The organism is Marinobacter sp. (genome assembly GCF_041595835.1).
Classification (GTDB): Bacteria; Pseudomonadota; Gammaproteobacteria; order Pseudomonadales; family Oleiphilaceae; genus Marinobacter.
The window spans coordinates 1-25,164 of record NZ_JBFHJO010000029.1 but is presented as its reverse complement, the minus strand read 5'-3'; the positions used below and the strand labels follow the sequence as shown (position 1 = coordinate 25,164).

Below are 25,164 nucleotides of genomic sequence, written 5' to 3'. Positions count from 1 at the left end.
AAGGGTAGGTCATGGATATTCTGACGCTTGTAGGACTGCTTGCCGGGATTGTCATCGTGTTGCTTGCCATGTTGGCTAACGCATCGATTATGACCTTCCTGAACCTGCCCGGGCTGGCTATTGTGCTCGGCGGTACCTTTGCAGTCACCCTGGTCAAATTTCGAATGGTGACGGTGGTCAGCGCCTTCCGTTTAGCTTTACGTACCGTTTTTACTGATCGACTGCCCCGTCCCGCCTCTTTGATATTGGAAGTAGGCGAGCTTGCGCGGGTCGTTCGCAAGGAAGGTATTCTGGGGCTGGAGAACCATGAAGCCAGCGATGAGTTTCTGAAAAAAGCGATTACGTTGTGTGTGGATGGCCATCCGCCAGAACTGGTCGAAGAAGCGTTGCTACAAGAAAGTCAGCAAGTTGCTGAGCGCTACGAAGTGGCAGAGCGGGTGTTCCGCGGTATTGGCGAATCTGCACCGGCTATTGGCATGCTGGGTACGCTGGTGGGGCTTGTCCAGATGCTGAATACTCTGGATGACCCTTCAGCGATCGGTCCCGCTATGGCAATAGCCTTGTTGACGACCCTGTACGGGGCGTTTATTGCCCAATTGATCGCTCTGCCCCTGGCTGAAAAACTTCAGTTAAAGGCGGAAGACGACGCCCGCAATCAGATGCTGATCATAACCTCCATCAAGAGCATCATGAGGGGTGAAAATCCCCGGGTGATGACAGAACTCCTGTCATCCTACGTTTTTCCCGAACACCGTACCGATCTTGAGCCTGAAAAGGGAGCTTGAGGTTTGCTGCCCCGGTCCCTGAAAAAGAAAAGAGCTAAACAAGGCGCTCCAGACTGGATTGTAACCTTTGCTGATCTGGCAACGCTGCTGCTTACTTTCTTTATTCTTTTGCTGTCGTTCGCTGAAATGGACGTTGAAAAGTATCGGGCCATGGCTAACTCCATGTCGCTAGCTTTTGGCTCCAGTAATGTACTGGGCGATGATGTGGGGGGGTCTCCGATTACTCTGGTGGAATCTGACACGGTGTCTTTGCCGGAACCTTCAGAATCTCTTCAGGACCAGCCGGAATTTATTGATGAGCGAATGGAATCTTCAGAGATCCGGCCGATTCCGGGTGGTGTTCTGGATCTCGCATCGCGTTTGGTTCGAGAATTGGAGCATGAAGCCGCGGAAGGAACTCTGCAGGTCAATTATGATGAAGACCAGGTTGTTATTCGGTTTTCTGAAGATGCTACGTTCCGTTCCGGTGATGCCGCCATCAAACCAGAAATGATGCCCATCATTGAGCGAGTTGTGACGGTGCTGTCCACCTGCCAAGGGGATGTGGTGGTTTCAGGCCATTCCGACGACCGTCCGATTTCCAGTAATAAGTACCGCTCTAACTGGGATCTTTCTGCCGCCCGGGCGGTCTCTGTCGTTCATGAGTTGGTTTTGAGCCGGCAGATACCCGCTGACCGGGTTGTCGCTGCAGGCCGGGCCGAAACCCGCCCTCTGGTGGCCAACGACACTCCGGAAAATCGCGCACTGAACCGCCGTGTGGAAATTTCGATCCGCAATCCTGTGTGCCAAAACGAGGAAGACGTCACCGAACAGTCTGTCGAGATCCTTCCCTGAAGGCTTATGCTTGCAGCGTAGATCCTCATAGTACTTTCATATAACTGACGAAGATTCAAAACCTTATACTGTGCGGTCTAGCAACTTTGAACGCATAGGGAGCATTATCAATGAGCGGACCGGATAAGCCGAAGGTTATTGGCGAAGACTGGAGTGACGAGCGGGTTAAAAGCTTTCTGGACCTGGAGCCTTGGGATAAGACGATTCAGGCAGATCACTTTGTGCTGCTGCGGGCCTATGAGGCCATGCGGGCTGAGGACTTCGAGCGGTTTGTCGGATTTTTTGTAGCGGCAGGCCGTAATCTCAACGCAACGGATGAGTACGGAGAAACTTTGTTGGATCGTATCTCCAGACATGGCCGCAGTGGCGATTACGCCCGCGCGTTAGAGAACGCAGGCGCAAAGGCTGCTGTTGGAAACTGATTCGTGCTGAGCTTATTCTGAAGTTTCGAGATATTCGTTTTTCAGCTTCACGTAGTTGGCAGCGGTGTATTTGAAGAAGGTTTTCTCTTTATCAGTCAATGCTCTGGCTTGTTTGCAGGGCGAGCCGACATACAGATAGCCTGATTCAAGCCGCTTGCCCGGTGGTACCAGTGTTCCAGCCCCGATAATCACTTCGTCTTCTACAATAGCACCGTCCATTACCGTGCAGCCCATGCCGACGAGTACACGGTTGCCAATGGTGCAGCCGTGGAGAAGTGCTTTGTGGCCAACGGTGACATCATCACCAAGAATCAGCGGCCAACCGCCTGGGTTGAAGTTGCTGGCGTGGGTGATGTGCAAAACGGAACCGTCCTGAATGCTGCAGCGGTCACCAATGCGGATTTTATGCATGTCGCCGCGAATAACGGTCATTGGCCAGACTGAGCAATCTTCGCCCATTTCCACATCCCCGATCACCACTGCGCTCTCATCTATCCAGGTGCTTTCGCCAAATTGTGGTGTGGTACCCTTGTGAGTTCGTACATTTGCCATTACATATACCTTTTACAGGCCTCGAATTGAGGGGAAGAAATTGCCTGAAAGTACCTTAAACTGAAATAGCTGAGAAGGGGACTTATGACTAACCCGCTACTGACTGACGATCTGCTGCCGAAGTTCGGCGATATTCGCACCGAACATATGGAAACGGCGATTGACCAGATTCTCAGCACGAACCGGACGAAAATTCATGCGTTGGCACAACAGGACGATCCTACCTGGGACACGCTGGCGCAGCCTATGCAAGCGCTGGAGAACGATTTAAGTAACGCCTGGTCGGTGGTTTCACACCTGAATGGTGTGATGAATAACGATGATCTGCGTAAGGTGTACAAGAGCTGTCTGGATAAACTGACCGAATACAGCACTGAGGTCAGCCAGAATGAAGCCCTGTGTAATGCCTATAAGAAGTTGGCCGCACGGGATGACTTCAGTAGCCTCAGTGAAGCCCAGCGCAAGTCTATCGACAATACCCTGCGGGATTTCCACTTGGGAGGTGTTGACCTGCCCGAGGACAAAAAGAAGCGTTACGCGGAACTGTCCCGTGAGTTAGCAGAGCTCTCCAATAAATTCAGCGATAATGTGCTGGACGCCACTCAGCATTGGTTCAAACACATAACGGATGTCAGTGAGTTGGCCGGCGTGCCGGAAACGGCCATTGAAGGCGCCAGGCAGGCGGCGCGGCAGAAGGAGCTGGATGGCTATGTGATCACTCTGGACTTTCCCAGTTTCTTCCCTGTCATGACCTATTGCGACAATCGGGAGCTGCGCCGGGAAGTGTACGAAGCATTCGTAACCCGCGCGTCTGACCAAGGGCCGGATGCGGGCACCTGGGACAACACGCCGGTGATGGCCGAAATTCTTAAACGACGTCATGCATTGGCTCAGCTGTTGGGCTTTAACAATTACGCCGAACGTTCTCTGGCCAAGAAGATGGCTCGCAGTGTCGATGAGGTTCTTGCGTTCCTGAATCAGCTGGCGGCGAAATCAAAGCCTCAGGCAGAGAAAGAATTTGCCGAGCTGAAGGCTTTTGCCAAAGATGAGTACGGTATCGACAACCTGAACGCCTGGGATGTTGGCTATTACAGCGAAAAGTTGCGCCAGAAGCAGTACGACATTTCCCCGGAAACTCTGCGCCCCTGGTTCCCTGTGGATAAAGTGGTGCCGGGCTTGTTCCGGGTAGCCGAGAAACTGTTTGGTGTTCAGATTGAAGCAAAACCCGGGGTGGAATCCTGGCACGAAGATGCCAAGGCGTACTGCATCAGCCGCAATGGCGAGCCGATTGCCTGGTTTTATCTGGATTTGTTTGCCCGTCAGGGCAAGCGTGGCGGTGCCTGGATGGCCGATTGCCGGGTGCGCTGGCGTAACCTCCAGGGGCACCTGCAACTACCGGTGGCTTTCCTGACCTGTAACTTCACACCACCAGTGGATGGCAAGCCTTCACTGTTGACTCACGATGAAGTCACTACCCTATTTCATGAGTTTGGTCATGGCTTGCACCACATGCTTACTCAAGTTGAAGTGATGGATGTGTCCGGTATAAATGGCGTTGCCTGGGATGCGGTGGAACTGCCCTCACAATTTCTGGAAAACTGGTGTTGGAATCCGGAATCTCTGGGCCTGATTGCCAGTCATCATGAAACGGGTGAGCCGTTACCGGAAGACCTGTTGCAGAAACTGCTGGCGGCAAAGAACTTCCAGTCTGGCATGGGCATGGTGCGCCAACTGGAGTTCTCCTTGTTTGACTTCCGCTTGCATGCGGAATATACCGAGGAAGCCCCGACTAACCCGAGGGATATGCATCAGAAAGTACGGGAAGACATCGCAGTGATAGAAGCTCCGGCATTCAATCGCTTCCCTAACGCGTTCTCCCACATCTTCGCAGGTGGTTACGCAGCGGGTTATTACAGCTATAAGTGGGCGGAAGTGCTGGCGGCGGATGCCTTCTCTCTGTTTGAGGAAAAAGGCATTTTCGATCCGGAAACGGGTAAGGCATTCATGACTAACATTCTGGAAAAAGGTGGTTCGCAGGAGCCTATGGCCTTGTTCAAGGCGTTCCGTGGCCGCGAGCCCAAGGTGGATGCGTTGCTGAAACAATCGGGCATTACAGGCGAAGTGGCCTGATACAATGAAAGCTGGCCGTATTCTTGCGGCTGGCTGGTTAATCTGGAGTTGAGTTATGCCGAGTCCAAAGCGTTTTATCGCCGGTGCGGTTTGTCCCCGCTGTGCGGAGATGGACAAAATTACGATGTTCACGGACGACAAAGGCGACCAGGTTCGTGAATGCGTGGCTTGCGGTTATACCGATGCATTGTCTGACCTCGAGCAGCCTGTGGCTCCGGAGCTGGAAACACGGGTGAATAAGCGGGACAACGAGGACGATCATACGGTTAAACAGGTGGTATTTTTTAAGGCTGGATCTGAGGACTGACTGTTTTGGAGGCTGGCTTTGTAGCCTGTTGGTTAAGGAGATAGTCGGGGATCGGGAGAGGGGGCAAAAACTATCAGGAAAACCACGTTTTCCGTTTTTGACTCCTCTCCCGATCCCCTTTTTTCTGACCTTTTTATAATCGCCTGGGTGTTTTGAACGTTTCGATTACAGCACCATAGCTGCCAACCAGCCAAAGCCAAGCAGTGGCAAGTTGTAGTGCAGGAAGGTCGGTACAACCGTATCCCAGATGTGATTGTGCTGACCGTCGACGTTCAAACCGGCCGTAGGCCCAAGGGTCGAGTCAGAGGCAGGGGATCCTGCGTCACCCAAAGCTCCGGCGGTGCCAACCAACGCTACGATAGCCAGTGGGCTGAAGCCCATTTGCAGCGCCAGTGGCACGTACAATGCTGCAATGATGGGAATAGTGGAGAACGACGAACCGATACCCATGGTAATCAGCAGGCCTACCACCAGCATCAGCAATGCGGCCAGAGGTTTGTTCTCGCCGATAGCGGCAACCGAACCTTCTACCAGGCTGGTGATCTCGCCGGTTTCCCGCATCACTTCCGCAAAACCATTGGCGGCGATCATGATGAAGCCAATCATCGCCAGCATTTTCATGCCTTCGGTGAACAGGTCATCCGCTTCCTTCCACTTCACCACGCCGGAAACGTTAAACAGTACAAACCCTGCCAGTGCGCCCAGAATCATCGAGCCCAGCCACAGCTGAACCACGAACGCCACAACAATGGCCAGCAGGGCCATCATCAGGGTTTTCGAGCTGTATTTCACATCCACCCGCTCAGTCTGGCTGATAATTTTGAGGTCATAGCTACGATCACCGCGGTAGCTGAAAAATACGGCGATTATCAGGCCGGTGAACATGCCAAGAGCCGGCAGAGCCATGGCTGACATAACGTTCAGATTGCTGGCATCAACGCCATTGTCGGCGACGTTGGCCAGCAGGATTTCGTTTAGATAGATGCCGCCAAAGCCAATGGGCAGGAACATGTACGGGGTGATCAGGCCGAAAGTCAGCACACAGGCCACAAGCCGGCGGTCCATCTTGAGTTTGGCCATCACGAATAGCAGTGGCGGAACGACCAGCGGGATAAAGGCGATGTGAATGGGCAGGATGTTCTGGGATGACATCGCTACCGCGACCAGCAGGCCGATAATGATGAAACGAATGCCGGTTGCAGCGCCGCCTTCGTCTTGCTTACCTACCAAAGCCAGGGCTTTGTCGGCTAACGCGTGGGCCAGACCCGATTTGCCGATAGCAACAGCGAAGGCGCCGAGGGTGGCGTATGACAACGCTACGGTCGCACCACCGCCCAGGCCGGCGTTGAAGGCATTGATGGTGGTTTCAATCGACATGCCTGCAATCAGGCCACCAGATATGGCGCCGATAATCAGGGCAACAACAACGTGAATGCGGCACAAGCTCAGTATGAGCATGATCAGTACCGCGGCAACAACGGCATTCATGGCAAGCTCCGGGTAGGAATTGAAGGTTAACTGGCGCTCGGTCAGCGCCGACTGCACGAAAAGTGGGCTAATGTGCAGGAAATGGCGGCGCCAGTCAAAGTGGTTGTGTTGTTGTTAGTTCGTATCCAGCCGGGCGAATCTGGGAACCAGTTCTCCAGCCACTTCCACCGTTTCCCGGAACATGGCGAGAGGCCTTACCCACAGACTGTGGTCGCCGTACAGGCAGCGATAGACGACGAGGGGCTCTTCGGTTTCACTGTGTCGGGCAACGCCGATAACTTCGTAATCTCTGCCTTTGTAGTGGCGGTAACGGCCTGGTGTGATGGTTTGTGGTCGGCTCATGAATATTGCCCTGTGAAGTAGTGAGCTGTGTTTCCTGGCTGTTTGTCCGGCCCAATCTGTTTGAGCATATTAAAGCTCAGACCACGAACTCCCGGTGGTTAGTTTTTGAGTTTATACCGGCCTGGCCCAAGAAAAATAACGGCCAGTGCTGTAAACAGGAAGAAGCCTTGTAGCTCCAGCGACCAGCCGCCGTTGCTGCTGAGTGACAGCAACTGGTGGCCATGAACCAGTGCGATGGCGACAACCATATTGAAGACAATAATCAGGGCGCCAATACGGGTCTGATAGCCCAGAATAACCATCAGCGGTGCAATGATTTCTCCGATATAAACCCCATAGGCAAGTATTGCCGGCAGATTATGGCTGACAAGTTGCCCTTCAACGAATCCGATTCCGTTAATAAGCTTAGCTACACCATGGAACAGCAACAGGCCGCCGAGGGTGAGCCGGATAATTAATTTTCCAAGATCTGCGTTGTCCAGCAAGGGTGTTATCTCCGGAAGGGTATAGGGTGGTTGTGTATTAACGGGCCTCAGTTTAACCGGTTGCCCCTGGGTCATAAAGATGCGGGGCTAACCTGAGTGGCTGGCGAAATGGCAGAGGCGTGTACTCAGAGTATTTTGGGACGAAATGAAATATGGATATGGTTGCGCTCCAGCAGGTGCCCCCAAAACTGACGCATCCAGTCCCAGGCCTGATTGTTGACCTGGTTGACGAAAGGCTCTAGATCCAGGCTGTAGTAGTCGGGTGTTCCGGCAATTTGTAAGACTGTAATGGTGATGGCGTCATCCAGCTCGTTGGCAAAGGGTTCGCCGATTAACTCGTGAACCAGCAGGTTTGCACGAGTAGCTTCAAGATCAATCAGTTCACTGGCGCGGATTGAACGGTTATTGTCGTGCATCTCTTCCATCAGCCGGTGGCACAGGTAAGCACGGATCAGCAGGCCATCCAGCCCATCATATTGGACAAGCAAGACCGAAGGCTGTGTGAAGTATCGGGCGGCCCCATCAATAAATGGCTGAAAGAGCTCCAGTATACCCGCTTCCCGCGCGCAGGCGTCCACGCATTCAATAAGTCTGGGCGCCATTTCGATGTACTCAATAGCAAACTGAAACAGGTTGTTTGCAGGGTTATTTCCGTCTACCACAATAGACGATGGCAACCGGCCGGCCTTCTCTTTCATCTGGCGTAGAAAGGTGCCAGAGTGAGCCTCTTTCCGCCGGGCCTGATCAATAATCTCAAGGACTGCCTGTGGTGTCATTGCAGGATATGCCGCTGTTTGTACTAATTGAGGTCGCAAGGCGCCTCCTTGGTCTATCCAGGAGCAACCGGGAGCAGGAAAGAATGGGCTGGCTACCACAACATGCCTGCCGTTTGTGATTATTGTAGCCAAGTTTTTCCAGAGTGCCGGTGCCGGACATTAAATAAAGTTACAAGGTGATGACTGGGCAAAAAAAGATTAGTGGCTTTGGAACCACTGGTTATTGTGTGTGTAACGCCAGCACAGCCAGCCCATGCTGACGGCTCGGGCCAGCATCAGGCTGACCAGCGATAACCATAGACCGTGGTTACCCCAGCCGGTGGTTAGCCACCATATCGGGAGAAAGACGACAAGCGCTGAGAACAACATGGTGTTCTGCATTTCCCGGGTGCGGGTGGCACCAATGAAGACTCCATCCAGAAGGAACCCCCACACCGCAGCGAAGGGCAGCACCCATAACCAAGGCAGGTATTGCCAGGCCGTAGTCTGGACTTCTTCGATACCTGTGAGCAGGCTAATCAGCCAGTGCCCTCCTAGCACAAATGCGATGGTCAGCAGCAGAGCGCCCCAGATGGACCAGCGTAAGGCGCTGCTGAATACAGTTTTGAACTGCCGTTTACTACCCTTGCCAATCGCTTCACCGATCAGCGCTTCAGCGGCGTTGGCAAAACCGTCCAGGGCGTTGGATATCACCAACAGGAAGGTGATCAGCACGGCGTTAGCTGCGAGGATGATATCCCCCTGCTGCGCACCCTGAGCGGTAAAAAAGGCTAGCACGAGTAACAGAGCAATGGTGCGAACCATGATGTAGCGGTTCACCTGCAGAATGCGTAAATAATCGGAAACTTGTCCGAACAGTTCCCTGGTCAGCTTTTGGCCTTCGGGCATGCGCTTAAGCACGATCGCGAAGCCGATCGCCGTAGCGCCATACTCCGCCATTACCGTCGCCATAGCGACTCCGCGACTGTTCCAGCCCAGGACGGTGACAAAGAAGATGTCCAGAATGATGTTAATGCCGTTAGCGATGATCAGCATCACCATGGGGCCACGCGGAAACTGGGTGCCTATCAGCCAGCCGACCAGGGTGTATTGGCACAGTACTGCCGGCGCACTCCAGATTCGGATAGCGGCATACTCGGCTGCCAGTTCAGCCACAGACGGGCTGGGGTTCATCAAGTGTAAGCCGAGAGTAATCAACGGCTGGTGAAATAAAATCAGTAACAGGCCGATACCTACGGCAAGCACTAAAGATCGTAGCAGTAGCGCCACTTGGTTAAAGGCATCTCGCTGCCCCCAGGCCTGGGCGGCGAGCCCGGTTGTACCCATGCGCATGAATCCGAAGGTCCAGTACAGAATACTGAACAGGTTTGCGCCAACCGCCACGGCACCAAGGTATTCCGGATTTTCCAGGTGACCGAGCACGGCGGTATCCACCAGGCCCAATAGTGGCACGGTGAGATTGGTGAGCATCAGGGGCCAGGCCAGCACCCAAAGACGCCGGTCTGTTGAACTAAATATGGCCTTATACGATTTGATGATCAAAACGGCGCGCTTATCTTTTTTAGGTTTAATGGTTTTTTAGTGTTTTTTTGATCTGTGTCTACACTGATTAATGATGTATCCATAAGCAGGCTTTCACTCGCGGAAGTTCCGGCGTTGCGAGCGCGGGAACCGATCGTAGAGGGATGACGCAAAATCCAACAAGAATAACACTCTGTGGAGACACAGTATGCGCGTGCATGCCAAGCGGGCAATCGCCCTAGTCGCTGGTTTGTTGCTACCGGCTGTGGTCATGGCTGACTGGACCATGAACATGTCACCGGGCGTTACCGGTACCAGCAACGAGATATTCAGCCTTCACATGACCATTCTATGGATCTGCGTTGCCATCGGCGTGGTGGTTTTCGGGGTCATGTTCTGGTCTATTTTTGCTCACCGTAAGTCGCAGGGCCACAAACCTGCAAACTTTCATGAAAATACTTTCGTTGAGGTGCTCTGGACTGCCATCCCTTTGGCGATTCTGGTGGCTATGGCTGTGCCTGCGACCGCTACGTTGATTGAGATGTACGACACCACGGAATCCGATATAGATATCAAGGTTACCGGATATCAGTGGCGTTGGCAGTATGAGTATATTAATGATGATTTCAGTTATTTCTCCAGCCTTTCTACACCACGTGCCCAGATCGAGAACCGTCAGGAAAAAGGCGAAAACTACCTGTTGGAAGTAGATAAGCCGCTGGTGATTCCCGTGGGTAAGAAGGTGCGTCTGCTGCTTACGGCAAACGATGTAATTCACTCATGGTGGGTGCCGGAATTTGGCATTAAGAAAGATGCTATTCCAGGTTTTATAAACGAAACCTGGACCCGGGTTGATGAGCCCGGTACCTACCGCGGCCAGTGCACAGAGCTTTGCGGTAAAGATCATGGTTTCATGCCCGTGGTGGTCGAGGCCGTTCCGGAAGAAGAATACATCGCCTGGGTGGCTGAGCAGAAAGCCGCGGCCGAGGTGGAGCGCCAGCTGACCGAGAAAGACTGGACTCTGGAAGATCTGATGGTGCGTGGTGAAAAAGCTTATGCCAGTGCCTGTGCGGCTTGTCATCAGCCGAATGGCGCAGGCCTTCCACCCGCCTTCCCGGCGCTGAAGGGCAGCCCGGTTGCAACCGGTGATATTGCTGTTCATATCGAGACAGTCGTGAATGGGGTATCCGGCACAGCGATGCAGGCCTTTGGCGGCCAATTGAGTGAAGTCGACCTGGCTGCAGTGATTACCTACGAGCGGAATGCCTGGGGTAATAACACGGGTGACATGGTGACGCCAAAAGAGATTTTTGATTACAAAAATAAAGAGTAGTTGACGCCAGATAACAACAATCACCAGCCATAACAAAACGGCGGTAACGGGGGTTTTCATGAGTGCGGTTGCAGGTACCCACAGCCAGGAACATCACCACGGCCCGGCCAAAGGCATTAGCCGTTGGCTGTTGACTACCAACCATAAAGACATCGGTTCTATGTATCTGATGTTCAGCTTCGCTATGTTCCTGATAGGCGGAAGCATGGCGATGGTGATCCGGGCAGAGCTGTTCCAGCCTGGCCTGCAGATTGTTCAGCCGGAATTCTTTAACCAGATGACCACCATGCATGGTTTGATCATGGTGTTTGGCGCGGTTATGCCTGCGTTTGTGGGCTTGGCCAACTGGATGATCCCGCTGATGATAGGCGCGCCCGATATGGCTCTGCCACGGATGAACAACTGGAGCTTCTGGCTGCTGCCCTGTGCATTTCTGATCCTGGTTTCCACCTTATTCATGGAAGGCGGAGCGCCTAATTTTGGCTGGACCTTCTATGCGCCTCTGTCAACAACCTACGGGCCCCCGAGTACGACCTTCTTTATTTTCGCCATCCACATTATGGGTGTGTCATCGATCATGGGGGCCATTAACGTTATTGCCACGGTCCTGAACATGCGAGCGCCGGGTATGTCATTGATGAAAATGCCGATGTTTGTCTGGACCTGGCTGATTACCGCATTTCTGCTGATTGCGGTGATGCCGGTCTTGGCTGGTGCGGTAACCATGATGTTGATGGACATTAACTTCGGCACCAGTTTCTTTGATGCTTCAGGTGGTGGTGACCCGGTATTGTTCCAGCATGTGTTCTGGTTCTTCGGGCACCCTGAGGTATATATCATGATTCTCCCGGCGTTTGGGGCTATCTCCCACATAGTGCCGGCGTTCTCACGTAAGCGTCTGTTTGGCTACGCCTCTATGGTGTATGCGACGGGCGCGATTGCCCTGCTTTCTTTCCTCGTATGGGCGCATCACATGTTTACCGTGGGGATTCCGCTGGCGGGCGAACTGTTCTTTATGTACGCGACCCTGTTGATTGCCGTGCCGACAGGCGTGAAAGTGTTTAACTGGGTGAGCACTATGTTCCGGGGCTCCCTGAGCTTTGAGGCCCCCATGTTATTTGCGGTGGCCTTTATCATTCTGTTTTCAATCGGTGGCTTTTCCGGCCTGATGCTGGCCATTGCGCCTGCGGACTTCCAATACCACGATACGTACTTTGTCGTTGCGCACTTCCACTATGTACTGGTGCCGGGTGCGATCTTCGGTATCTTCGCTTCTGCATACTTCTGGTTGCCCAAATGGACCGGCCACATGTACGACGAGACATTGGCGAAAACGCATTTCTGGCTATCGTTTGTCGGCATGAATCTGGCCTTCTTCCCAATGCACTTCCTGGGTCTGGCCGGTATGCCGCGGCGGATTCCGGATTACGCTCTGCAGTTTGCGGATTTCAACATGGTATCCAGTATCGGGGCCTTCATGTTTGGTGCCACCCAGCTGCTGTTCCTGTTTATCGTTGTAAAGTGTGTGCGAGGCGGCGAAAAGGCACCCGCAAAACCTTGGGACGGTGCGGAAGGCCTGGAATGGACGGTACCTTCACCGGCGCCTTATCACACCTTTGCGACACCGCCGGATATCAAGTAAGCAGGAGCGATGGCCATGGCCGGACAGCAGCAGGGTAAACGCAGTAATAGTCGGGTTATTGGTTGGTGCATGGCGGGTGTTGTCGGCATGTTTGCCTTTGGCTTTGCTTTGGTGCCTCTGTACGACGTTTTTTGTGACATTACAGGAATTAACGGCAAGACCGGCGGCCGATATGAGGCGGGCACAAGTTATCAGGTGGATGAAGACCGGACGGTTACAGTGCAGTTCCTGGCAAGTAATGGCCCTGGTATGTCCTGGGAGTTCCGTCCCGTGGTGCGGAGTGTGAAAGTGCATCCGGGTGAGCCGGTCACGGTGAACTTCTTTGCTTCTAATCCGACCGGGCACGCTATGGTGGGGCAGGCGGTGCCAAGCTTGTCGCCATCGGAAGGGACTCTGTATTTCCATAAAACCGAGTGCTTTTGCTTTAACCAGCAGGCTCTTGAGGCCGGGGAAAGTGTGGAAATGCCCCTGATTTTCATTGTGGACCAGGAGTTGCCTGAGCACATTACCAAGCTGACGTTGTCATACACCCTTTATGATCAGGGCAAGCCAGTTGCAGTCTCTGGCACAACAACGGCAAAAAAAATAACCAACAATAACGGCTAAGCCATCGGAGACAGCTATGGCGGATCACCAGACCTACTACGTTCCCGAACAGAGCAAATGGCCTATCGTTGCCACGATTGGCCTGGGTGTGACCCTTTATGGTGCGGCGTCGATTATGGTCAACGGCAACCAGGGACAAAGCACAACGGGTGCCTGGGTGATGTTCCTGGTAGGTGCCATGATTATGGCTTATATGCTATTTGGCTGGTTCGGCAGTGTCATTCGTGAAAGCCGGGCAGGCTTATACAGCGAACAGATGGATCGTTCTTTCCGCTGGGGCATGAGCTGGTTCATTTTCTCTGAAGTGATGTTTTTTGCCGCCTTTTTCGGGGCGCTGTTCTACGTGCGAGTGTTTGTGGTGCCCTGGATTGGCGGAGAGGGCGACAGAGGCAGTACCAACATGCTCTGGGAAGGTTTTCAGGCCAGTTGGCCGTTGGTGAATAACCCTGATCCACAGGCGTATCCAGGGCCAAAAGAAGTTGTGAGTGCCTGGGGGCTTCCGCTGGTCAACACGATTCTGTTGGTAACCTCTTCCTTTACCGTAACCATTGCCCATCATGCTCTGAAGACCGGCAACCGGGCTAAGGTGAAGCTGTGGCTGGCGTTAACCGTTGCTCTGGCTGTGGTGTTTCTATTTGTTCAAGGCTACGAATATGCCCATGCCTACAGTGATCTGGATTTGACGCTGCAATCTGGCATCTACGGCAGTACCTTTTTTATGTTGACCGGGTTCCACGGCGCGCATGTGTTACTGGGTACTCTTATGCTAACGGTCATGCTGATTCGGGTTACCAAAGGCCATTTTACGGCAGATAACCACTTCGGTTTTGAGGCGGCATCCTGGTATTGGCACTTTGTCGATGTGGTCTGGTTGGGGTTGTTTGTGTTTGTTTACGTGGTTTGAACGAAGCCGCGTCAGGGAGTGGGGTTGAGGGTGAGCGCGCCGGTCCAGAGTGCTATCAGCACCAAGGCTAGCAAGCACACGCTCAGGGCAACACGGATAGCGAGAGAGTTCACGACTCGCCGGGTTTTGCCACCATCGTGGATCAAAAAAAACAGGCCGCTGAACAGGCTCACAATGACGGCCAGAAGCAATATTACGATGGCAATTTTGAGCATGGAGTATCCCGTTATTATAGGTTGTTATGATTTTAGACTGCCCGAGCGTTGTCCGGAGCATGTACTCACTATAGCAAAGCACGGGTAGGCCGTTCTGATGGCTCGCCGATGGCATATAGATTGGCGCCTGATGGTGTTCACCGGATTTTTACTGCCCTTACTTCTTGGTTTGGGCGCCTGGCAGCTTAACCGGGCTGGAGAGAAACAAATCCTGTTGCAAGCATGGCAGCAACAATCCGTGGATACACCATGGGCAGAGTTGGTTGCTGGTGACCTGCGTCCTGGCCGACCCGTAGCCCTCACTGGATTTTATGGTGAGCAGACTTGGCTATTGGATAACCGCACCCGGGACGGTGTGCCAGGGTACGAGGTACTGACGCTGTTCCTGCCAATTGATGGGCCCCCAGTGGTGGTTAACCGGGGATGGGTCCAGGGGGCGCGTACCCGGGACCAGTTGCCCATGATTGAAGTGCCAAAAGATCTGCTCACGTTGGAAGGGTGGCTGGCAGAGTATCCCGAGCCGCCGGTATTGGGGAATCCGGAATCTTCAGTGGGCCCTTGGCCCCGACGGGTTCAGGCCTTGCCGATGACGGTAGTTGCTAACGTTGTCACCAGCCCTGCTCCGATGATTGTGATGCTGGCCGATGTACAACAACCCGGTGCCTACCGGGCCGACCGGGTTCCGGATGTGATGGGCCCGCAAACCCATTATGGGTATGCAGTCCAGTGGTTTGCGCTTGCGGGTGTGCTGACTATATTGACAGTAGTCGCGAGTTATAGGCGAAGCGAGACATAACAATAATGAATGACAGAAAGGCTGGAGCCGATAATGACAACGACAACGGCTGACTCCGTTAGCGGGCGTAATGCCCCAACCCCTGAACAGACCCGCCGTGGCCGGCGCACTGCCCTCCTACTGTTTGCGGTCGGTTTTGGGCCTATGGTTCTGGCAACCATTATGTTTTACACCGGCTGGCTGAATCCTGCTGGCCACTCCAATCAAGGCGAACTGGTTCAGCCGGTGGTGTCAGTACAGGCGCTGAATCTTAATGCTCGCGGTGGTGAGCCACTGGCTGATCGGTTTGGTGTTGATAAGGAGGCGCCGAAATGGCTACTGCTGGTGGCTGCAGGAACCTGCACCGAAGATTGTGAACAGCTCTTGTATCTTGCCCGACAGGTTAATATCGCTCTTGGAAAGAATGCATCCAGAGTGAGTCGTGCGGCCTGGCTGGGCCGGACCCCTGCGGCACTTGACGCTCGCTGGAATGAAGAATACGAGTCTATGGAGCGGCTGAAGCGCATGCCCGGAACCATGCCTGCGTGGCCTGAAGGCATTAATCCGGATGTGGAGCCACGAATACTGCTGGTAGATCCATTCGGAAATGTGATGATGCATTACGGTGCTGAGCATACCGGCAAGCAGATGCTGAAAGACCTCAAGCAATTATTAAAATTATCTCAGATTGGCTGAGTGGGAGGTCCGGGCAGTGAATCAGACGACAGTACTCGCTCGCAAAATGGCCAACTGGTCTACCCTGGCGTGTGTTCTTGCGATGGTGGTTATCATGTTAGGCGCATGGACTCGCTTGGTACATGCCGGGCTGGGTTGCCCGGATTGGCCTGGATGTTATGGGTTTCTGACCGTTCCTCAGAGTGAAACCAACATGGCTATTGCCAATGCCCGTTTCCCGGAAACTCCAGTGGATGTGGCTAAAGGTTGGCCGGAAATGATTCATCGCTATGCTGCAGGCACCTTAGGGCTGGTGGTGTTTGGCATGGCGGTTGCTGCGTTTCGTCATCGCCGAGAGCAGCTTCCATTGAAATTGCCGCTCTTTATTGCCGGGTTCATCATTCTTCAGGGTGCCTTTGGTATGTGGACGGTGACTCTGAAACTTTGGCCTCAGGTGGTGGCGTTGCATCTGTTGGGCGGGTTTACCACACTGAGCATGCTGCTGTTGCTGACGCTGAGACTGCGCAAACGAGCGCAGAGTCACCGCCCTTCCGAGAAAGTGCTACCCCCTGAAACTCTGAGCAGGCTGCGGCCATGGCTATACGGTGGGCTATTGCTCGTTGTTCTTCAGATCGCTTTAGGGGCCTGGACAGCAGCCAATTACGCGGCAGTCGCCTGTACCGGTTTGCCCACCTGTAATGGTCAGTGGTGGCCTGAAAGTATGGATTTTCAGCACGGTTTTGATGTTGCGCAGCATGTCGGCCCGAATTATCTGGGGGGGCAACTGGCAGCCGGCGGGCGGGTTGCGATCCATATGACTCATCGCCTTGGCGCCGTAATTGTGCTGCTGTATCTGTGTTTCTTGCTGGCCCGGCTCTGGCGTAAGCGTTGCGATAGCAGTCTGGATAACAGCATATTGCTGGTGGCTGCGGTTTTGGTTATTCAGTTTAGTCTGGGCCTGGCCAATGTCTGGTTACACATCCCGCTTGCTATTGCAGTTGCCCACAACGCCATGGGGGCAGGACTTCTGCTTTCGATGGTTAATCTTATTTGGCGGCACACCCTATTACCGCATCCACAAACAGCAACGGCATCCCATACAACAACCATAAACCGGGAGGTAACGGCATGAGCGAGCAAGTAAAAGCGCTGCCGGTCCATCAATCTGCAGGAACATCGGCTCATATCTCCTGGCGGGACTATCTGGAGTTGACCAAGCCCCGGGTGGTGGCTTTGATGATTCTTACCTCTTTGATCGGTATGCTGCTGGCAGCCCCTGGAGTGCCCGCTTGGGATATTTTGTTATTCGGTAACCTGGGCATAGCTTTGCTGGCAGGTGCGGCAGCGGTGGTCAACCATGTGGTGGATCAGAAAATTGACACAGTGATGGCGCGTACCCGAAAGAGGCCTGTGGCAACTGGTCGCATTGCGCCTGTTGATGCGATTTTGTTCTCTGTGATGCTTGCAGCGGCCGGCATGGTTGTCCTGATTTGGCAGGTGAACGAATTGACGGCCTGGCTCACCCTTGCCTCGCTGGTAGGTTATGCCGGTGTTTATACCCTGTTTCTGAAGCGTGCTACGCCTCAGAATATTACTATCGGTGGGTTGGCGGGAGCCATGCCACCACTGTTGGGCTGGACGTCCGTCACCGGGCAGGTGGAAGGTCATGCGCTGCTGTTGGTGTTGATTATCTTTGCCTGGACCCCGCCCCATTTCTGGGCGTTGGCTATTCACCGTAAAGAGGAATACGCCAAGGCGGGTATTCCCATGTTGCCGGTCACCCATGGAAACAAATACACCGAGCTGCATATTCTGCTATATACCCTGATGTTGCTGGTGGTGAGCCTGCTACCTTTTGTCACGGGGATGTCTGGCGGTATTTACCTGATTGGTGCTCTGGCGCTAGGCTTGAGGTTCCTGCAATATGCCATCCGCTTGTTAAGGGGGGATGATCGCCGGGTAGCCCTGGATACCTTCAAGTATTCCATTGTTTATCTGATGGCACTGTTTGTTGTACTGCTGGTGGATCATTTCGTGTTCTTCTGAGCGGAGAATGTCGCACTAACCTGAGTTGGAGGCCCCATGGGGCGGTCGTTACGTATTACGCTGACAGGATTATTTTTGGTGGTTGCCCTGATCTTTGGTTTGACCGTCGGTCGTCAGGTATTTCTGGCCAGCGATGAGCCGGTACCGGCACCCGATCTGAGCCAGTACAACACCTATGTGTACGATCAGCCCCGGGAATTGGTGGAATTCACCCTGATCAACGAACTGGGTAAAACGGTAACCCGGGAAGACCTGAAGGGTCGTTGGACCTTCGTATTTGTGGGGTATACCAACTGCCCGGACATCTGCCCTGCGGCCATGGCGAACCTACGCCAGACCAATAACCTGTTGCCAGCCGAACTGCCTCAGCCAGACTACCTGTTGGTGAGTGCCGACCCGGAGCACGACACACCGGAAAAACTGAAAGCCTATACCGGATTTTTTGGCGAAAACTTCCACGGCCTGACGGGCGATCTGGATACCTTGAGAGCGCTGGCAAAAAGTGTGAGTGCTGTTTTTGTGCACCGTGAAGTAGATGGTCAGTTGCTGGTGGACCATAGTGGTCACTTAGCACTGCTGAACCCAGATGGCAAACTCCAGGCACTGATTCAGCCACCGCATAAACCACAGGAATTGGCCGAGGCCTACGAACGAATCTACCAGTGGGCGAAAGTGAATCATCCCAGAGCATCTGGCGCCTGAAGGCTTTTGGCCAAGGTCTCACTGACAAAAACGCGTGTCTACCCTACACTGCCCGGCTCTGAATCTCTCTGAAAGGCCGGGCACCGACCATGACTTCACCGCAGAGTGTCACCCCTAAACAGTTATTCACCGTCCTGCTGGCCGGCAGCTTGGTGCTGCTGGTGGTACATACCCTGGGGCGGTTTATCTACACGCCTTTGTTACCGTATCTCGTGGCCGATAACCAATTCAGTGCCTCAGAAGGCGCAGCTGTGGCCACCTGGAACTATCTCGGATACCTGATGGGCGCAATGCTGGCCATCCGTTGGCACCGGATTGATCAGATTCGCTTTATGCTGCCGTTATTTATGGCCGTGCATATCATCACTACCCTGATCATGACCCAAACGGACCATCTCACGGTGATATCCGTAACCCGCTGGGTAAATGGCGTGGCTAATGGTGTGGTGTTTGTTCAGGCGCCCGCGCTGATTCTGGAATGGTTGGTGTTACGCAATCGAGCCACCCTGAGTGGTTTGGTTTACCTTGGTGTCGGTGTGGGTTTATTGGTCTCCGGAGGTTTGGTATCTGGCCCGGCAGAGTTTCTGGATGGTGCTCAACGTTGGTGGCCTGCAGCGATACTATCCATTCCCCTGGGTTGGTGGGGCGTTTTACAGCTTAGGAAGTTGGACGTTTCTGATAGAGAACACGATGATTCCGGTCAGGTCATTACCAATACACCATTGTTCGACCGCGCCAGCATCCCCCTGTTTCTGGCGTATGCTGGCGCGGGCTTGGGCTATATCCTGCCCATGACGTTTCTGCCACTACTGGCAAATATTGAATTGCCGGATGGCCACTATCTGCAGGATGGAACCTGGACCCTGGTGGCCTTGCTGACCATTCCTGCTCCCTGGGTCTGGAACAAGCTCGGCACCATCATGGGCGACATCCCTGCTTTGCGGCTTAATTTCCTGATCCAGCTTGCTGGCGTGCTGGCTGCTGTAATTTTGCCTGGAGCGGTTGGACTGATGCTGTGTGCCGTGCTGGTTGGTAGTACTTTTCTTGGCACTGTGTTACTAACTCAACGTATAGGCCGGGCTTTGCATCCTCATCAGGGCCCAAGGCTGTCGGCGGCTATGGTTGCTCTTTACGGATTCACTCAGATGGTTGGCCCATGGTTAACAAAACAATGGCTGGATGCCGGTGGCACTCTGTTGTCTGCATTCGGTATTGGTGTGGCGGCACTGGCCTTTGGGTTGGTGTTTGCGTTCTTTGTACCTCACCCGCGCCACCCCTGAAACTCAAAGGTTAAACACAACCCAAACCCATGTTGCCGATAGACGCCATACTCCCAGAGCTAAACCAGACCTTGAACCAAAGCACCACCGCTTTGCTACAAGCCCCCCCGGGCGCGGGTAAAACCACAAGAGTGCCCTTGGCTTTGTTGGAGGCCGAATGGCGGGATAACCGAAAAATTCTGATGCTGGAGCCCCGGCGTCTGGCCGCCCGCTCGGCCGCCCGGTTTATGGCGATGCAGTTGGGAGAAGCTCCGGGGCAAACCGTAGGCTACCGGACTCGGTTAGATACCAGGGTGTCCGCCAACACGAAAGTTGAGGTGGTTACCGAAGGTATTCTGACCCGATTGATTCAGAACGATCCGATGCTGGAAGACTACGCTGCGGTTCTTTTTGATGAGTTCCATGAGCGTTCTCTGCAGGCCGATCTGGGCCTGGCTCTGGTGCGGGAAACCCAGCAGGCATTGCGAGAAGATCTTCGGGTGTTGGTGATGTCGGCCACCCTGGACACAGCTCCTATTGCTCGTGTGCTGGGGGATGTACCGGTAATCAGCAGTGAAGGTCGCGGGTATCCCGTCGACGTGTTGTATCGCCCGGTTGCCCGCAATGGTCGGGTGGTGGATCAGGTGGTGGCTGTGGTGCAAGAGGCTGTGCAGGATCAGACGGGGTCCTTGCTGGTGTTCTTGCCCGGTGCTGGTGAAATCCGTCGGGTTGCGCAGCAGTTGCAGGGGTTGTTGTCGGGTAACGTGATTATTGCTCCGCTATATGGGAATTTGAAACCTGATGAGCAAGACCGGGCCATTTCACCGGCTCCGGAAGGTGTCCGAAAGATTGTGCTGGCCACTGCCATTGCCGAGACCAGTCTGACCATCGAGGGCGTTCGGGTGGTCATTGATGCGGGCCAGCAGCGCAGGGCAGTGTTCGACCCCAATAGCGGTATGACTCGTCTGGTTACTGGCCGTGTCTCCAAGGCTTCGGCTGAGCAGCGTAAAGGCCGGGCCGGACGTGTAGAACCGGGAGTATGTTATCGCTTGTGGAGTGAAGCGGATCAGTTCGGGTTAGCGGAGTTTACTCCGCCGGAGATTCAGGAGGCGGATCTGGCACCTTTGGTGTTGGAACTGGCCCGGTGGGGCGCCCGGTCACCGGAGCAGGTGGCGTGGATTGATCAACCTCCGGCAGCTCATTGGCAGCAGGCGGTGGGTTTGTTGCAGTGGTTGGATTTGCTGGATGCCGAGGGTGCGATTACCGATCATGGCAAGGCCGCCCGGGATTTGGGTATGCATCCGCGCTTGGCTCACATGGTGATCAAAGGCCGGGCTTTGGGTTTGGGGCAGTTAGCGGCTGAATTGGCGTCTTTGCTGGATGAGCGCGATTTGCTGGGGCCGGGTTTCGGGGCGGATATGCATGAGCGCGTTCGGGTGTTGCGAGGCGAACGGGGGCATCGTGGATTGGATCCGGCCCGGCTGAAAGCGGTACGGCAGGCTGCACAGCGCCTGTATCGGGGCGAAGCCTCCACAGCATTGCCAACCGAAACCGAAGTGGGTCGGGTGTTAGCACAAGCCTATCCGGATCGTATTGCCCGTCGGAGGTCTGGCTCAACGCCGCGTTATCGGCTTAGTAATGGCAAGGGTGCGTTATTGCGGGATGAAGATTCACTGGCCCGGCAAGACTGGCTGGTAGCTGCTGACCTGGATGGGAAAGCCCGCGAGGCTATGATTTATCTGGCAGCTCCGGTGGATTTGGCTGATCTGGAGCAGGATCTTTCTGTTCATATTGAGGAGCGGGATGAAGCGCTGTGGGACGACAAGCGCGGTACGGTTGTGGCCCGGAAAGTTCGTAAACTGGGGGCACTGGTACTGGCAGAGAAGCCCTTGGCACAAGTAGCACCGGAGTTATTGCAGCAAGGCTTGCTGGATGCTGTCCGGCGCAAGGGGCTGGACAGTCTGCCCTGGACACCGGCTGCGTGCCAGTGGCGCGCTCGGGTGCGAATGCTGGCACATCAATTTCCGGGCGATTGGCCTGAGATGAGTGACAGTGCTTTGCTGGCGTCGCTGGAGATTTGGCTGGCACCGTATTTGTCCGGCATGAAGCGTTGGAGTGATCTCGAAGGTATTCAGCTGGTTCAGGCGCTGAATGGCTTGCTGGATTATCCCCGGCAACAAAGGCTGAATGAACTGGCGCCGCCGTCTTTATCGATTCCAACGGGGCAGAATGTCACTTTGGATTACAGTGCCGAGAATGGCCCGGTGTTGGCGGCAAAACTGCAAGCTCTGTTTGGCTGGACAGACACTCCGAAAGTAGCTGGTGGCCGGGTACCTGTAGTGATTCACTTGTTATCTCCGGCTCAAAGGCCATTGGCCGTCACAGCGGATCTGGCCAGCTTCTGGAAGAACGTCTATCCGGAGGTGCGCAAGGACATGCGTGGCCGCTACCCCAAACACCCCTGGCCGGAAGATCCGCTCACCGCCCAGGCTCAGCAGGGAACGAAAAAACGCCCAGCTCGCTGACCCGTCCGCTGACCAGGTGCACTGGCACCGGCTCGAAGTAGATATTGCGAACAGTGATATGCGGGCCTGTCGGTGCCCGGAGCTCTTCACCGGCCATCTCTTCCAGGCTTACTTCATTGTGGCCGACCGTGCTGTCCTTGAAACTGTCCGCCAGTACCCAGAACGGTTTGCCTCTCTCCTTTGCTAAAAGTGCCAACGGATAACTTCCGCTCTTGTTGAGGAAATAACCATCACCGAGCCAGGTGTCGCAGCCGCACAGTATCAAATCGGCTTTTTGCAAAAACAGGCCCATCTGGGCATCTGTAATTACAGTAACGGGCACGCCCAACTCATCCAGCTCCCGGGCCAGAGTATAACCCTCATTGCCGGGGCTGCTTTGAGTACAGATCACCGAGAACTGGTGATGTTGCTGTACCAGTAACCGGAACAGGGCCAGAACCTGGGAGCTTCGGCTGTGGGTGAACAAGGTCGCATTGGCTGGAATGAGAGCCGCGGAAGCTGCCGCTACCCGCTGGTTGGCTGAAACCAGCTGGTCTAGAACAGCGTCCAGAATGGGAAGAGCTTCATGAGAAATAGAAGGATTGGCTTGCCAGCGTCCGAAATCTTGTCGGCAACGTTCAATGGCATTCGCCAGCGGTACCATACTGGGGCGCGTTTTGGCGAGAACCGTGAGCAGTCGATCCAATGCGTTGGCTGTTACCGGGCCTGTCGATAGCCATTGGCGTACCTGTTGCAACGCTGCGACGGCCAGTTGCGCGGCACCGGATACGGTGTCTGCACGCACGGTTTCAACTATTTTTCGGGCTTCGGAATCGAGATCTGAGAGGTCCATGCCAGGCTCCGGTATTCAGCAGATGTCATTACGGAGCCTAGCAGGAAATGCGGAGACGTTACTTGATGATGGTACGGCTTTTATTCAGGTAAGCCGCGCCTTCCTGTTTCACGGTGTTCGGGGCGGCATGCTCTGAGGCCTTATGTACTTTTTCCAATCGTTCGGCGATGTCGTCCAGCTCATCATCCAGTTTTTCCAGGGCATTTTCCAAGGTGTAGGTGAGCTGGTGCACTTCGTTCATGGCTTCCGGGGTCAGCTCGCCGGCCAACACGTGTTCCAGCCGGTTGTTGTACTCGGAGAAATTGGCTACGGCCTGTTCCAGGGTGTGCGAGGGTTCACCTTTGAAGTGATGGTAGTCGTCATCGGCAACCGCCGGTACGGTAAACAGAAGAGCCGTGCCGATTGCGGTGGTCAGAGTCAGGAGTTTTGTCATGGTCATGTCCTTGCTGGTTATTCGTAATGCAAATTATTATCGTTAATGATGATTCTGACCATGAGATAGGTCAATTATCTGACGCTAAAGAGCTGCAAGGCTGAGTAACCTGGCATCACTGCCCCGAACCCCGGGCACCTTTGCGGCACAAGCGATGCAGACCGGGTGCTGTTCCCGGAATTATGGGTATAAATGCGCATTTGTGGTGATCAAAAAAAAGCCTGATGATCGCGAAATCTTACGGGTGCTGCAGCCTTGCTGTGGTGCCTTTTTTTATGCCTGTTTTCCCTGTGGAGGGATGCACCACTGATGATCGACGCTGCCAACGCTAACATTGCTGATTACTACGACGCCGATACTTTTAAGCGTATTAAGGAGTTTTCTGAAACGAAGGAAACGCCATTTGTCGTCATCGATACCGCCACGATCAATCGTCAATACGATGAGTTGGTGGATGGATTTCCATATGCGAAGGTTTATTACGCGGTGAAGGCTAACCCGGCTCCTCAGATTCTGACTATGTTGCGGGATAAGGGTGCCAACTTCGATATCGCATCGGTGTATGAGCTGGATAAAGTTCTGACTCTGGGCGTAACCGGCGACCGCATCAGCTATGGCAACACCATCAAGAAAGCGAAGGATGTTCGTACTTTCTATGAAAAGGGTGTTCGCATGTTTGCCACGGATTCAGAGGCGGACCTGCGCAATATTGCCAAGGCTGCACCAGGTTCGAAGGTGTATGTGCGCATCCTGACTGAAGGCACACTGACAGCGGATTGGCCGCTATCCCGCAAGTTTGGTTGCCAGACGGATATGGCTATGGATCTGTTGGTGCTGGCCCGTGATTTGGGCCTGGTGCCATACGGTGTATCGTTCCATGTGGGTTCTCAGCAGCGTGAAATTGGTGCCTGGGATGCGGCGTTAAGCAAGGTTAAGGTTATTTTTGAGCGTCTGAAGGAAGAAGATGGCATTGACTTGAAGATGATCAACATGGGTGGTGGTTTTCCGGCAAATTACATCAGCCGCACCAATGAGCTGAGTGTTTATGCTCAGGAAATTGCTCGCTTTCTGCAGGAAGACTTCGGGGATGACCTGCCGGAGATCATTGTTGAGCCGGGCCGTTCACTGATTGCTAATGCCGGTGTGCTGGTCAGTGAAGTGGTGTTGATTTCCCGGAAGTCGCGCACAGCGTTGCACCGATGGGTGTTTACCGATGTGGGCAAGTTTTCCGGGCTGATTGAGACGCTGGATGAATCGATCAAGTTTCCGATCTGGACAGAGAAGGCGGGTGTGGGCGAGGACTGTGTGATTGCCGGTCCGACTTGTGACAGTGCTGACATTATGTATGAGCACCATAAGTATTCGCTGCCGTTGAATCTGGCCATTGGGGACAGGATGTACTGGCTGACTACGGGAGCCTATACCACAACATACAGTGCTGTTGAGTTCAATGGGTTTCCTCCGCTTAAAGATTATTACCTCTGACGTGGAGCTGGGTCAGGATCGTTCTAGGTTCAACCGGAAGGCGATGGGGAGCACCAGTAGGCAGTAGCCGAGCATCACCAGAACCGCATG

At 54.1% G+C, this 25,164-nt stretch carries 26 protein-coding genes; 17 read left to right on the top strand and 9 right to left on the bottom strand.

The genetic code is table 11. The features are described from left to right. The first annotated feature begins 11 nt into the window (after nt 1–11). From ABYA77_RS10395 to ABYA77_RS10385, 3 genes are all read left to right on the top strand, one after another. On the top strand, nt 12–785 hold the full coding sequence (locus ABYA77_RS10395; RefSeq protein ID WP_372965895.1) for a motility protein A: 774 nt from the start codon (nt 12–14) through the stop codon (nt 783–785). 3 nt (nt 786–788) lie between these two features. Further along, nucleotides 789–1,619 carry a flagellar motor protein MotB gene (locus tag ABYA77_RS10390; RefSeq protein ID WP_372965894.1) on the top strand — a complete coding sequence of 277 codons (831 nt, stop codon included), beginning with the start codon at nt 789–791 and terminating at the stop codon, nt 1,617–1,619. A 110-nt stretch (nt 1,620–1,729) separates the two neighbouring features. Further along, nucleotides 1,730–2,041, top strand: a complete 312-nt coding sequence (locus ABYA77_RS10385) for a PA4642 family protein (RefSeq protein ID WP_372965893.1) — start codon at nt 1,730–1,732, stop codon at nt 2,039–2,041. Between the two features lie 12 nt (nt 2,042–2,053). Here the strand turns inward: ABYA77_RS10385 and ABYA77_RS10380 are convergent, their stop codons facing one another. After that, nucleotides 2,054–2,593: a gamma carbonic anhydrase family protein gene (locus ABYA77_RS10380; protein ID WP_372965892.1), complete on the bottom strand. Its 540-nt coding sequence runs from the start codon at nt 2,591–2,593 to the stop codon at nt 2,054–2,056. An 84-nt stretch (nt 2,594–2,677) separates the two neighbouring features. Between ABYA77_RS10380 and prlC the strand changes: the two genes are divergently transcribed. Together prlC and ABYA77_RS10370 are read left to right on the top strand one after the other, a co-directional pair. After that, nucleotides 2,678–4,723: an oligopeptidase A gene (prlC, locus tag ABYA77_RS10375; protein WP_372965891.1), complete on the top strand. Its 2,046-nt coding sequence runs from the start codon at nt 2,678–2,680 to the stop codon at nt 4,721–4,723. A 55-nt stretch (nt 4,724–4,778) separates the two neighbouring features. Continuing rightward, nucleotides 4,779–5,030, top strand: a complete 252-nt coding sequence (locus tag ABYA77_RS10370; RefSeq protein WP_372965890.1) for a YheV family putative zinc ribbon protein — start codon at nt 4,779–4,781, stop codon at nt 5,028–5,030. A 165-nt stretch (nt 5,031–5,195) separates the two neighbouring features. On the opposite strand, the gene ABYA77_RS10365 is transcribed toward ABYA77_RS10370, so the two are convergent. The 5 genes from ABYA77_RS10365 to ABYA77_RS10345 form a co-directional block, all read right to left on the bottom strand. Continuing rightward, complete coding sequence (locus ABYA77_RS10365; protein WP_372965889.1) at nt 5,196–6,518, bottom strand: Na+/H+ antiporter family protein; 1,323 nt, start codon at nt 6,516–6,518, stop codon at nt 5,196–5,198. 114 nt (nt 6,519–6,632) lie between these two features. Next, nucleotides 6,633–6,860: a DUF1653 domain-containing protein gene (locus ABYA77_RS10360; protein ID WP_372965888.1), complete on the bottom strand. Its 228-nt coding sequence runs from the start codon at nt 6,858–6,860 to the stop codon at nt 6,633–6,635. Nucleotides 6,861–6,958: 98 nt separating this feature from the next. Then, complete coding sequence (locus tag ABYA77_RS10355) at nt 6,959–7,345, bottom strand: DoxX family protein (protein ID WP_372965887.1); 387 nt, start codon at nt 7,343–7,345, stop codon at nt 6,959–6,961. A gap of 125 nt (nt 7,346–7,470) precedes the next feature. Further along, a complete protein-coding gene (locus tag ABYA77_RS10350; protein ID WP_372965886.1) occupies nt 7,471–8,121 on the bottom strand; it encodes a hypothetical protein in 651 nt (216 codons plus the stop codon). A gap of 198 nt (nt 8,122–8,319) precedes the next feature. Beyond that, nucleotides 8,320–9,591 carry an MATE family efflux transporter gene (locus ABYA77_RS10345; protein ID WP_372965906.1) on the bottom strand — a complete coding sequence of 424 codons (1,272 nt, stop codon included), beginning with the start codon at nt 9,589–9,591 and terminating at the stop codon, nt 8,320–8,322. Nucleotides 9,592–9,850: 259 nt separating this feature from the next. On the opposite strand from ABYA77_RS10345, the gene coxB reads away from it, so the two are divergent. Genes coxB through ABYA77_RS10325 form a run of 4 tightly spaced genes read left to right on the top strand, consistent with a single transcriptional unit; the run spans nt 9,851 to nt 14,127 of the window. After that, entirely contained in the window at nt 9,851–10,975 is a 1,125-nt protein-coding gene (coxB, locus tag ABYA77_RS10340) for a cytochrome c oxidase subunit II (RefSeq protein WP_372965885.1), read from the top strand. 58 nt (nt 10,976–11,033) lie between these two features. Beyond that, nucleotides 11,034–12,617, top strand: a complete 1,584-nt coding sequence (gene ctaD, locus ABYA77_RS10335) for a cytochrome c oxidase subunit I (protein ID WP_372965884.1) — start codon at nt 11,034–11,036, stop codon at nt 12,615–12,617. Between the two features lie 15 nt (nt 12,618–12,632). After that, nucleotides 12,633–13,223: a cytochrome c oxidase assembly protein gene (locus tag ABYA77_RS10330; RefSeq protein WP_372965883.1), complete on the top strand. Its 591-nt coding sequence runs from the start codon at nt 12,633–12,635 to the stop codon at nt 13,221–13,223. A gap of 16 nt (nt 13,224–13,239) precedes the next feature. Beyond that, complete coding sequence (locus ABYA77_RS10325; protein ID WP_372965882.1) at nt 13,240–14,127, top strand: cytochrome c oxidase subunit 3; 888 nt, start codon at nt 13,240–13,242, stop codon at nt 14,125–14,127. An 11-nt stretch (nt 14,128–14,138) separates the two neighbouring features. Here ABYA77_RS10325 and ABYA77_RS10320 read toward each other — a convergent pair whose 3' ends face one another. Further along, nucleotides 14,139–14,342: a twin transmembrane helix small protein gene (locus ABYA77_RS10320; RefSeq protein ID WP_372965881.1), complete on the bottom strand. Its 204-nt coding sequence runs from the start codon at nt 14,340–14,342 to the stop codon at nt 14,139–14,141. 97 nt (nt 14,343–14,439) lie between these two features. On the opposite strand from ABYA77_RS10320, the gene ABYA77_RS10315 reads away from it, so the two are divergent. The 7 genes from ABYA77_RS10315 to hrpB all read left to right on the top strand — a co-directional run bounded on the left by ABYA77_RS10315 (nt 14,440) and on the right by hrpB (nt 22,324). Continuing rightward, nucleotides 14,440–15,138, top strand: a complete 699-nt coding sequence (locus ABYA77_RS10315) for an SURF1 family protein (protein ID WP_372965880.1) — start codon at nt 14,440–14,442, stop codon at nt 15,136–15,138. 33 nt (nt 15,139–15,171) lie between these two features. Continuing rightward, on the top strand, nt 15,172–15,813 hold the full coding sequence (locus ABYA77_RS10310; RefSeq protein WP_372965879.1) for a hypothetical protein: 642 nt from the start codon (nt 15,172–15,174) through the stop codon (nt 15,811–15,813). Nucleotides 15,814–15,859: 46 nt separating this feature from the next. Continuing rightward, nucleotides 15,860–16,924 carry a heme A synthase gene (locus tag ABYA77_RS10305; RefSeq protein WP_372965905.1) on the top strand — a complete coding sequence of 355 codons (1,065 nt, stop codon included), beginning with the start codon at nt 15,860–15,862 and terminating at the stop codon, nt 16,922–16,924. Beyond that, a complete protein-coding gene (gene cyoE, locus ABYA77_RS10300; protein WP_372965878.1) occupies nt 16,921–17,838 on the top strand; it encodes a heme o synthase in 918 nt (305 codons plus the stop codon). The genes ABYA77_RS10305 and cyoE overlap by 4 nt, the downstream gene beginning before the upstream one ends. A gap of 36 nt (nt 17,839–17,874) precedes the next feature. After that, nucleotides 17,875–18,540 carry an SCO family protein gene (locus ABYA77_RS10295; RefSeq protein ID WP_372965877.1) on the top strand — a complete coding sequence of 222 codons (666 nt, stop codon included), beginning with the start codon at nt 17,875–17,877 and terminating at the stop codon, nt 18,538–18,540. An 89-nt stretch (nt 18,541–18,629) separates the two neighbouring features. Further along, nucleotides 18,630–19,820 carry a YbfB/YjiJ family MFS transporter gene (locus ABYA77_RS10290; RefSeq protein WP_372965876.1) on the top strand — a complete coding sequence of 397 codons (1,191 nt, stop codon included), beginning with the start codon at nt 18,630–18,632 and terminating at the stop codon, nt 19,818–19,820. Between the two features lie 29 nt (nt 19,821–19,849). After that, a complete protein-coding gene (gene hrpB / locus ABYA77_RS10285; protein ID WP_372965875.1) occupies nt 19,850–22,324 on the top strand; it encodes an ATP-dependent helicase HrpB in 2,475 nt (824 codons plus the stop codon). Here the strand turns inward: hrpB and ABYA77_RS10280 are convergent. Together ABYA77_RS10280 and ABYA77_RS10275 are read right to left on the bottom strand one after the other, a co-directional pair. Then, on the bottom strand, nt 22,278–23,156 hold the full coding sequence (locus ABYA77_RS10280) for a translation initiation factor eIF-2B (protein ID WP_372965874.1): 879 nt from the start codon (nt 23,154–23,156) through the stop codon (nt 22,278–22,280). The two genes, hrpB and ABYA77_RS10280, sit on opposite strands and share 47 nt — an antisense overlap. 58 nt (nt 23,157–23,214) lie before the next feature. After that, the gene (locus tag ABYA77_RS10275) at nt 23,215–23,589 is read right to left on the bottom strand and encodes a DUF6746 family protein (RefSeq protein ID WP_372965873.1); all 375 of its coding nucleotides are present in this window, start codon (nt 23,587–23,589) and stop codon (nt 23,215–23,217) included. Nucleotides 23,590–23,898: 309 nt separating this feature from the next. Here ABYA77_RS10275 and ABYA77_RS10270 point away from each other — a divergent pair, with 309 nt between their 5' ends. After that, nucleotides 23,899–25,074 carry a type III PLP-dependent enzyme gene (locus ABYA77_RS10270; RefSeq protein WP_372965872.1) on the top strand — a complete coding sequence of 392 codons (1,176 nt, stop codon included), beginning with the start codon at nt 23,899–23,901 and terminating at the stop codon, nt 25,072–25,074. Nucleotides 25,075–25,164 lie beyond the last annotated feature (90 nt).

Excerpts from the sequence above, each read along its gene's own strand:
- ABYA77_RS10395 (WP_372965895.1), top strand. The coding sequence starts at position 12 with ATGGATATTCTGACGCTTGTAGGACTGCTTGCCGGGATTGTCATCGTG.
- ABYA77_RS10385 (WP_372965893.1), top strand. The coding sequence starts at position 1,730 with ATGAGCGGACCGGATAAGCCGAAGGTTATTGGCGAAGACTGGAGTGAC.
- ABYA77_RS10380 (WP_372965892.1), bottom strand. The coding sequence starts at position 2,593 with ATGGCAAATGTACGAACTCACAAGGGTACCACACCACAATTTGGCGAA.
- prlC (WP_372965891.1), top strand. The coding sequence starts at position 2,678 with ATGACTAACCCGCTACTGACTGACGATCTGCTGCCGAAGTTCGGCGAT.
- ABYA77_RS10370 (WP_372965890.1), top strand. The coding sequence starts at position 4,779 with ATGCCGAGTCCAAAGCGTTTTATCGCCGGTGCGGTTTGTCCCCGCTGT.
- ABYA77_RS10365 (WP_372965889.1), bottom strand. The coding sequence starts at position 6,518 with ATGAATGCCGTTGTTGCCGCGGTACTGATCATGCTCATACTGAGCTTG.
- ABYA77_RS10360 (WP_372965888.1), bottom strand. The coding sequence starts at position 6,860 with ATGAGCCGACCACAAACCATCACACCAGGCCGTTACCGCCACTACAAA.
- ABYA77_RS10350 (WP_372965886.1), bottom strand. The coding sequence starts at position 8,121 with ATGACACCACAGGCAGTCCTTGAGATTATTGATCAGGCCCGGCGGAAA.
- ABYA77_RS10345 (WP_372965906.1), bottom strand. The coding sequence starts at position 9,591 with ATGCTCACCAATCTCACCGTGCCACTATTGGGCCTGGTGGATACCGCC.
- coxB (WP_372965885.1), top strand. The coding sequence starts at position 9,851 with ATGCGCGTGCATGCCAAGCGGGCAATCGCCCTAGTCGCTGGTTTGTTG.
- ctaD (WP_372965884.1), top strand. The coding sequence starts at position 11,034 with ATGAGTGCGGTTGCAGGTACCCACAGCCAGGAACATCACCACGGCCCG.
- ABYA77_RS10330 (WP_372965883.1), top strand. The coding sequence starts at position 12,633 with ATGGCCGGACAGCAGCAGGGTAAACGCAGTAATAGTCGGGTTATTGGT.
- ABYA77_RS10325 (WP_372965882.1), top strand. The coding sequence starts at position 13,240 with ATGGCGGATCACCAGACCTACTACGTTCCCGAACAGAGCAAATGGCCT.
- ABYA77_RS10320 (WP_372965881.1), bottom strand. The coding sequence starts at position 14,342 with ATGCTCAAAATTGCCATCGTAATATTGCTTCTGGCCGTCATTGTGAGC.
- ABYA77_RS10315 (WP_372965880.1), top strand. The coding sequence starts at position 14,440 with ATGGCTCGCCGATGGCATATAGATTGGCGCCTGATGGTGTTCACCGGA.
- ABYA77_RS10310 (WP_372965879.1), top strand. The coding sequence starts at position 15,172 with ATGACAACGACAACGGCTGACTCCGTTAGCGGGCGTAATGCCCCAACC.
- ABYA77_RS10305 (WP_372965905.1), top strand. The coding sequence starts at position 15,860 with ATGGCCAACTGGTCTACCCTGGCGTGTGTTCTTGCGATGGTGGTTATC.
- cyoE (WP_372965878.1), top strand. The coding sequence starts at position 16,921 with ATGAGCGAGCAAGTAAAAGCGCTGCCGGTCCATCAATCTGCAGGAACA.
- ABYA77_RS10295 (WP_372965877.1), top strand. The coding sequence starts at position 17,875 with ATGGGGCGGTCGTTACGTATTACGCTGACAGGATTATTTTTGGTGGTT.
- ABYA77_RS10290 (WP_372965876.1), top strand. The coding sequence starts at position 18,630 with ATGACTTCACCGCAGAGTGTCACCCCTAAACAGTTATTCACCGTCCTG.
- hrpB (WP_372965875.1), top strand. The coding sequence starts at position 19,850 with ATGTTGCCGATAGACGCCATACTCCCAGAGCTAAACCAGACCTTGAAC.
- ABYA77_RS10280 (WP_372965874.1), bottom strand. The coding sequence starts at position 23,156 with ATGGACCTCTCAGATCTCGATTCCGAAGCCCGAAAAATAGTTGAAACC.
- ABYA77_RS10275 (WP_372965873.1), bottom strand. The coding sequence starts at position 23,589 with ATGACAAAACTCCTGACTCTGACCACCGCAATCGGCACGGCTCTTCTG.
- ABYA77_RS10270 (WP_372965872.1), top strand. The coding sequence starts at position 23,899 with ATGATCGACGCTGCCAACGCTAACATTGCTGATTACTACGACGCCGAT.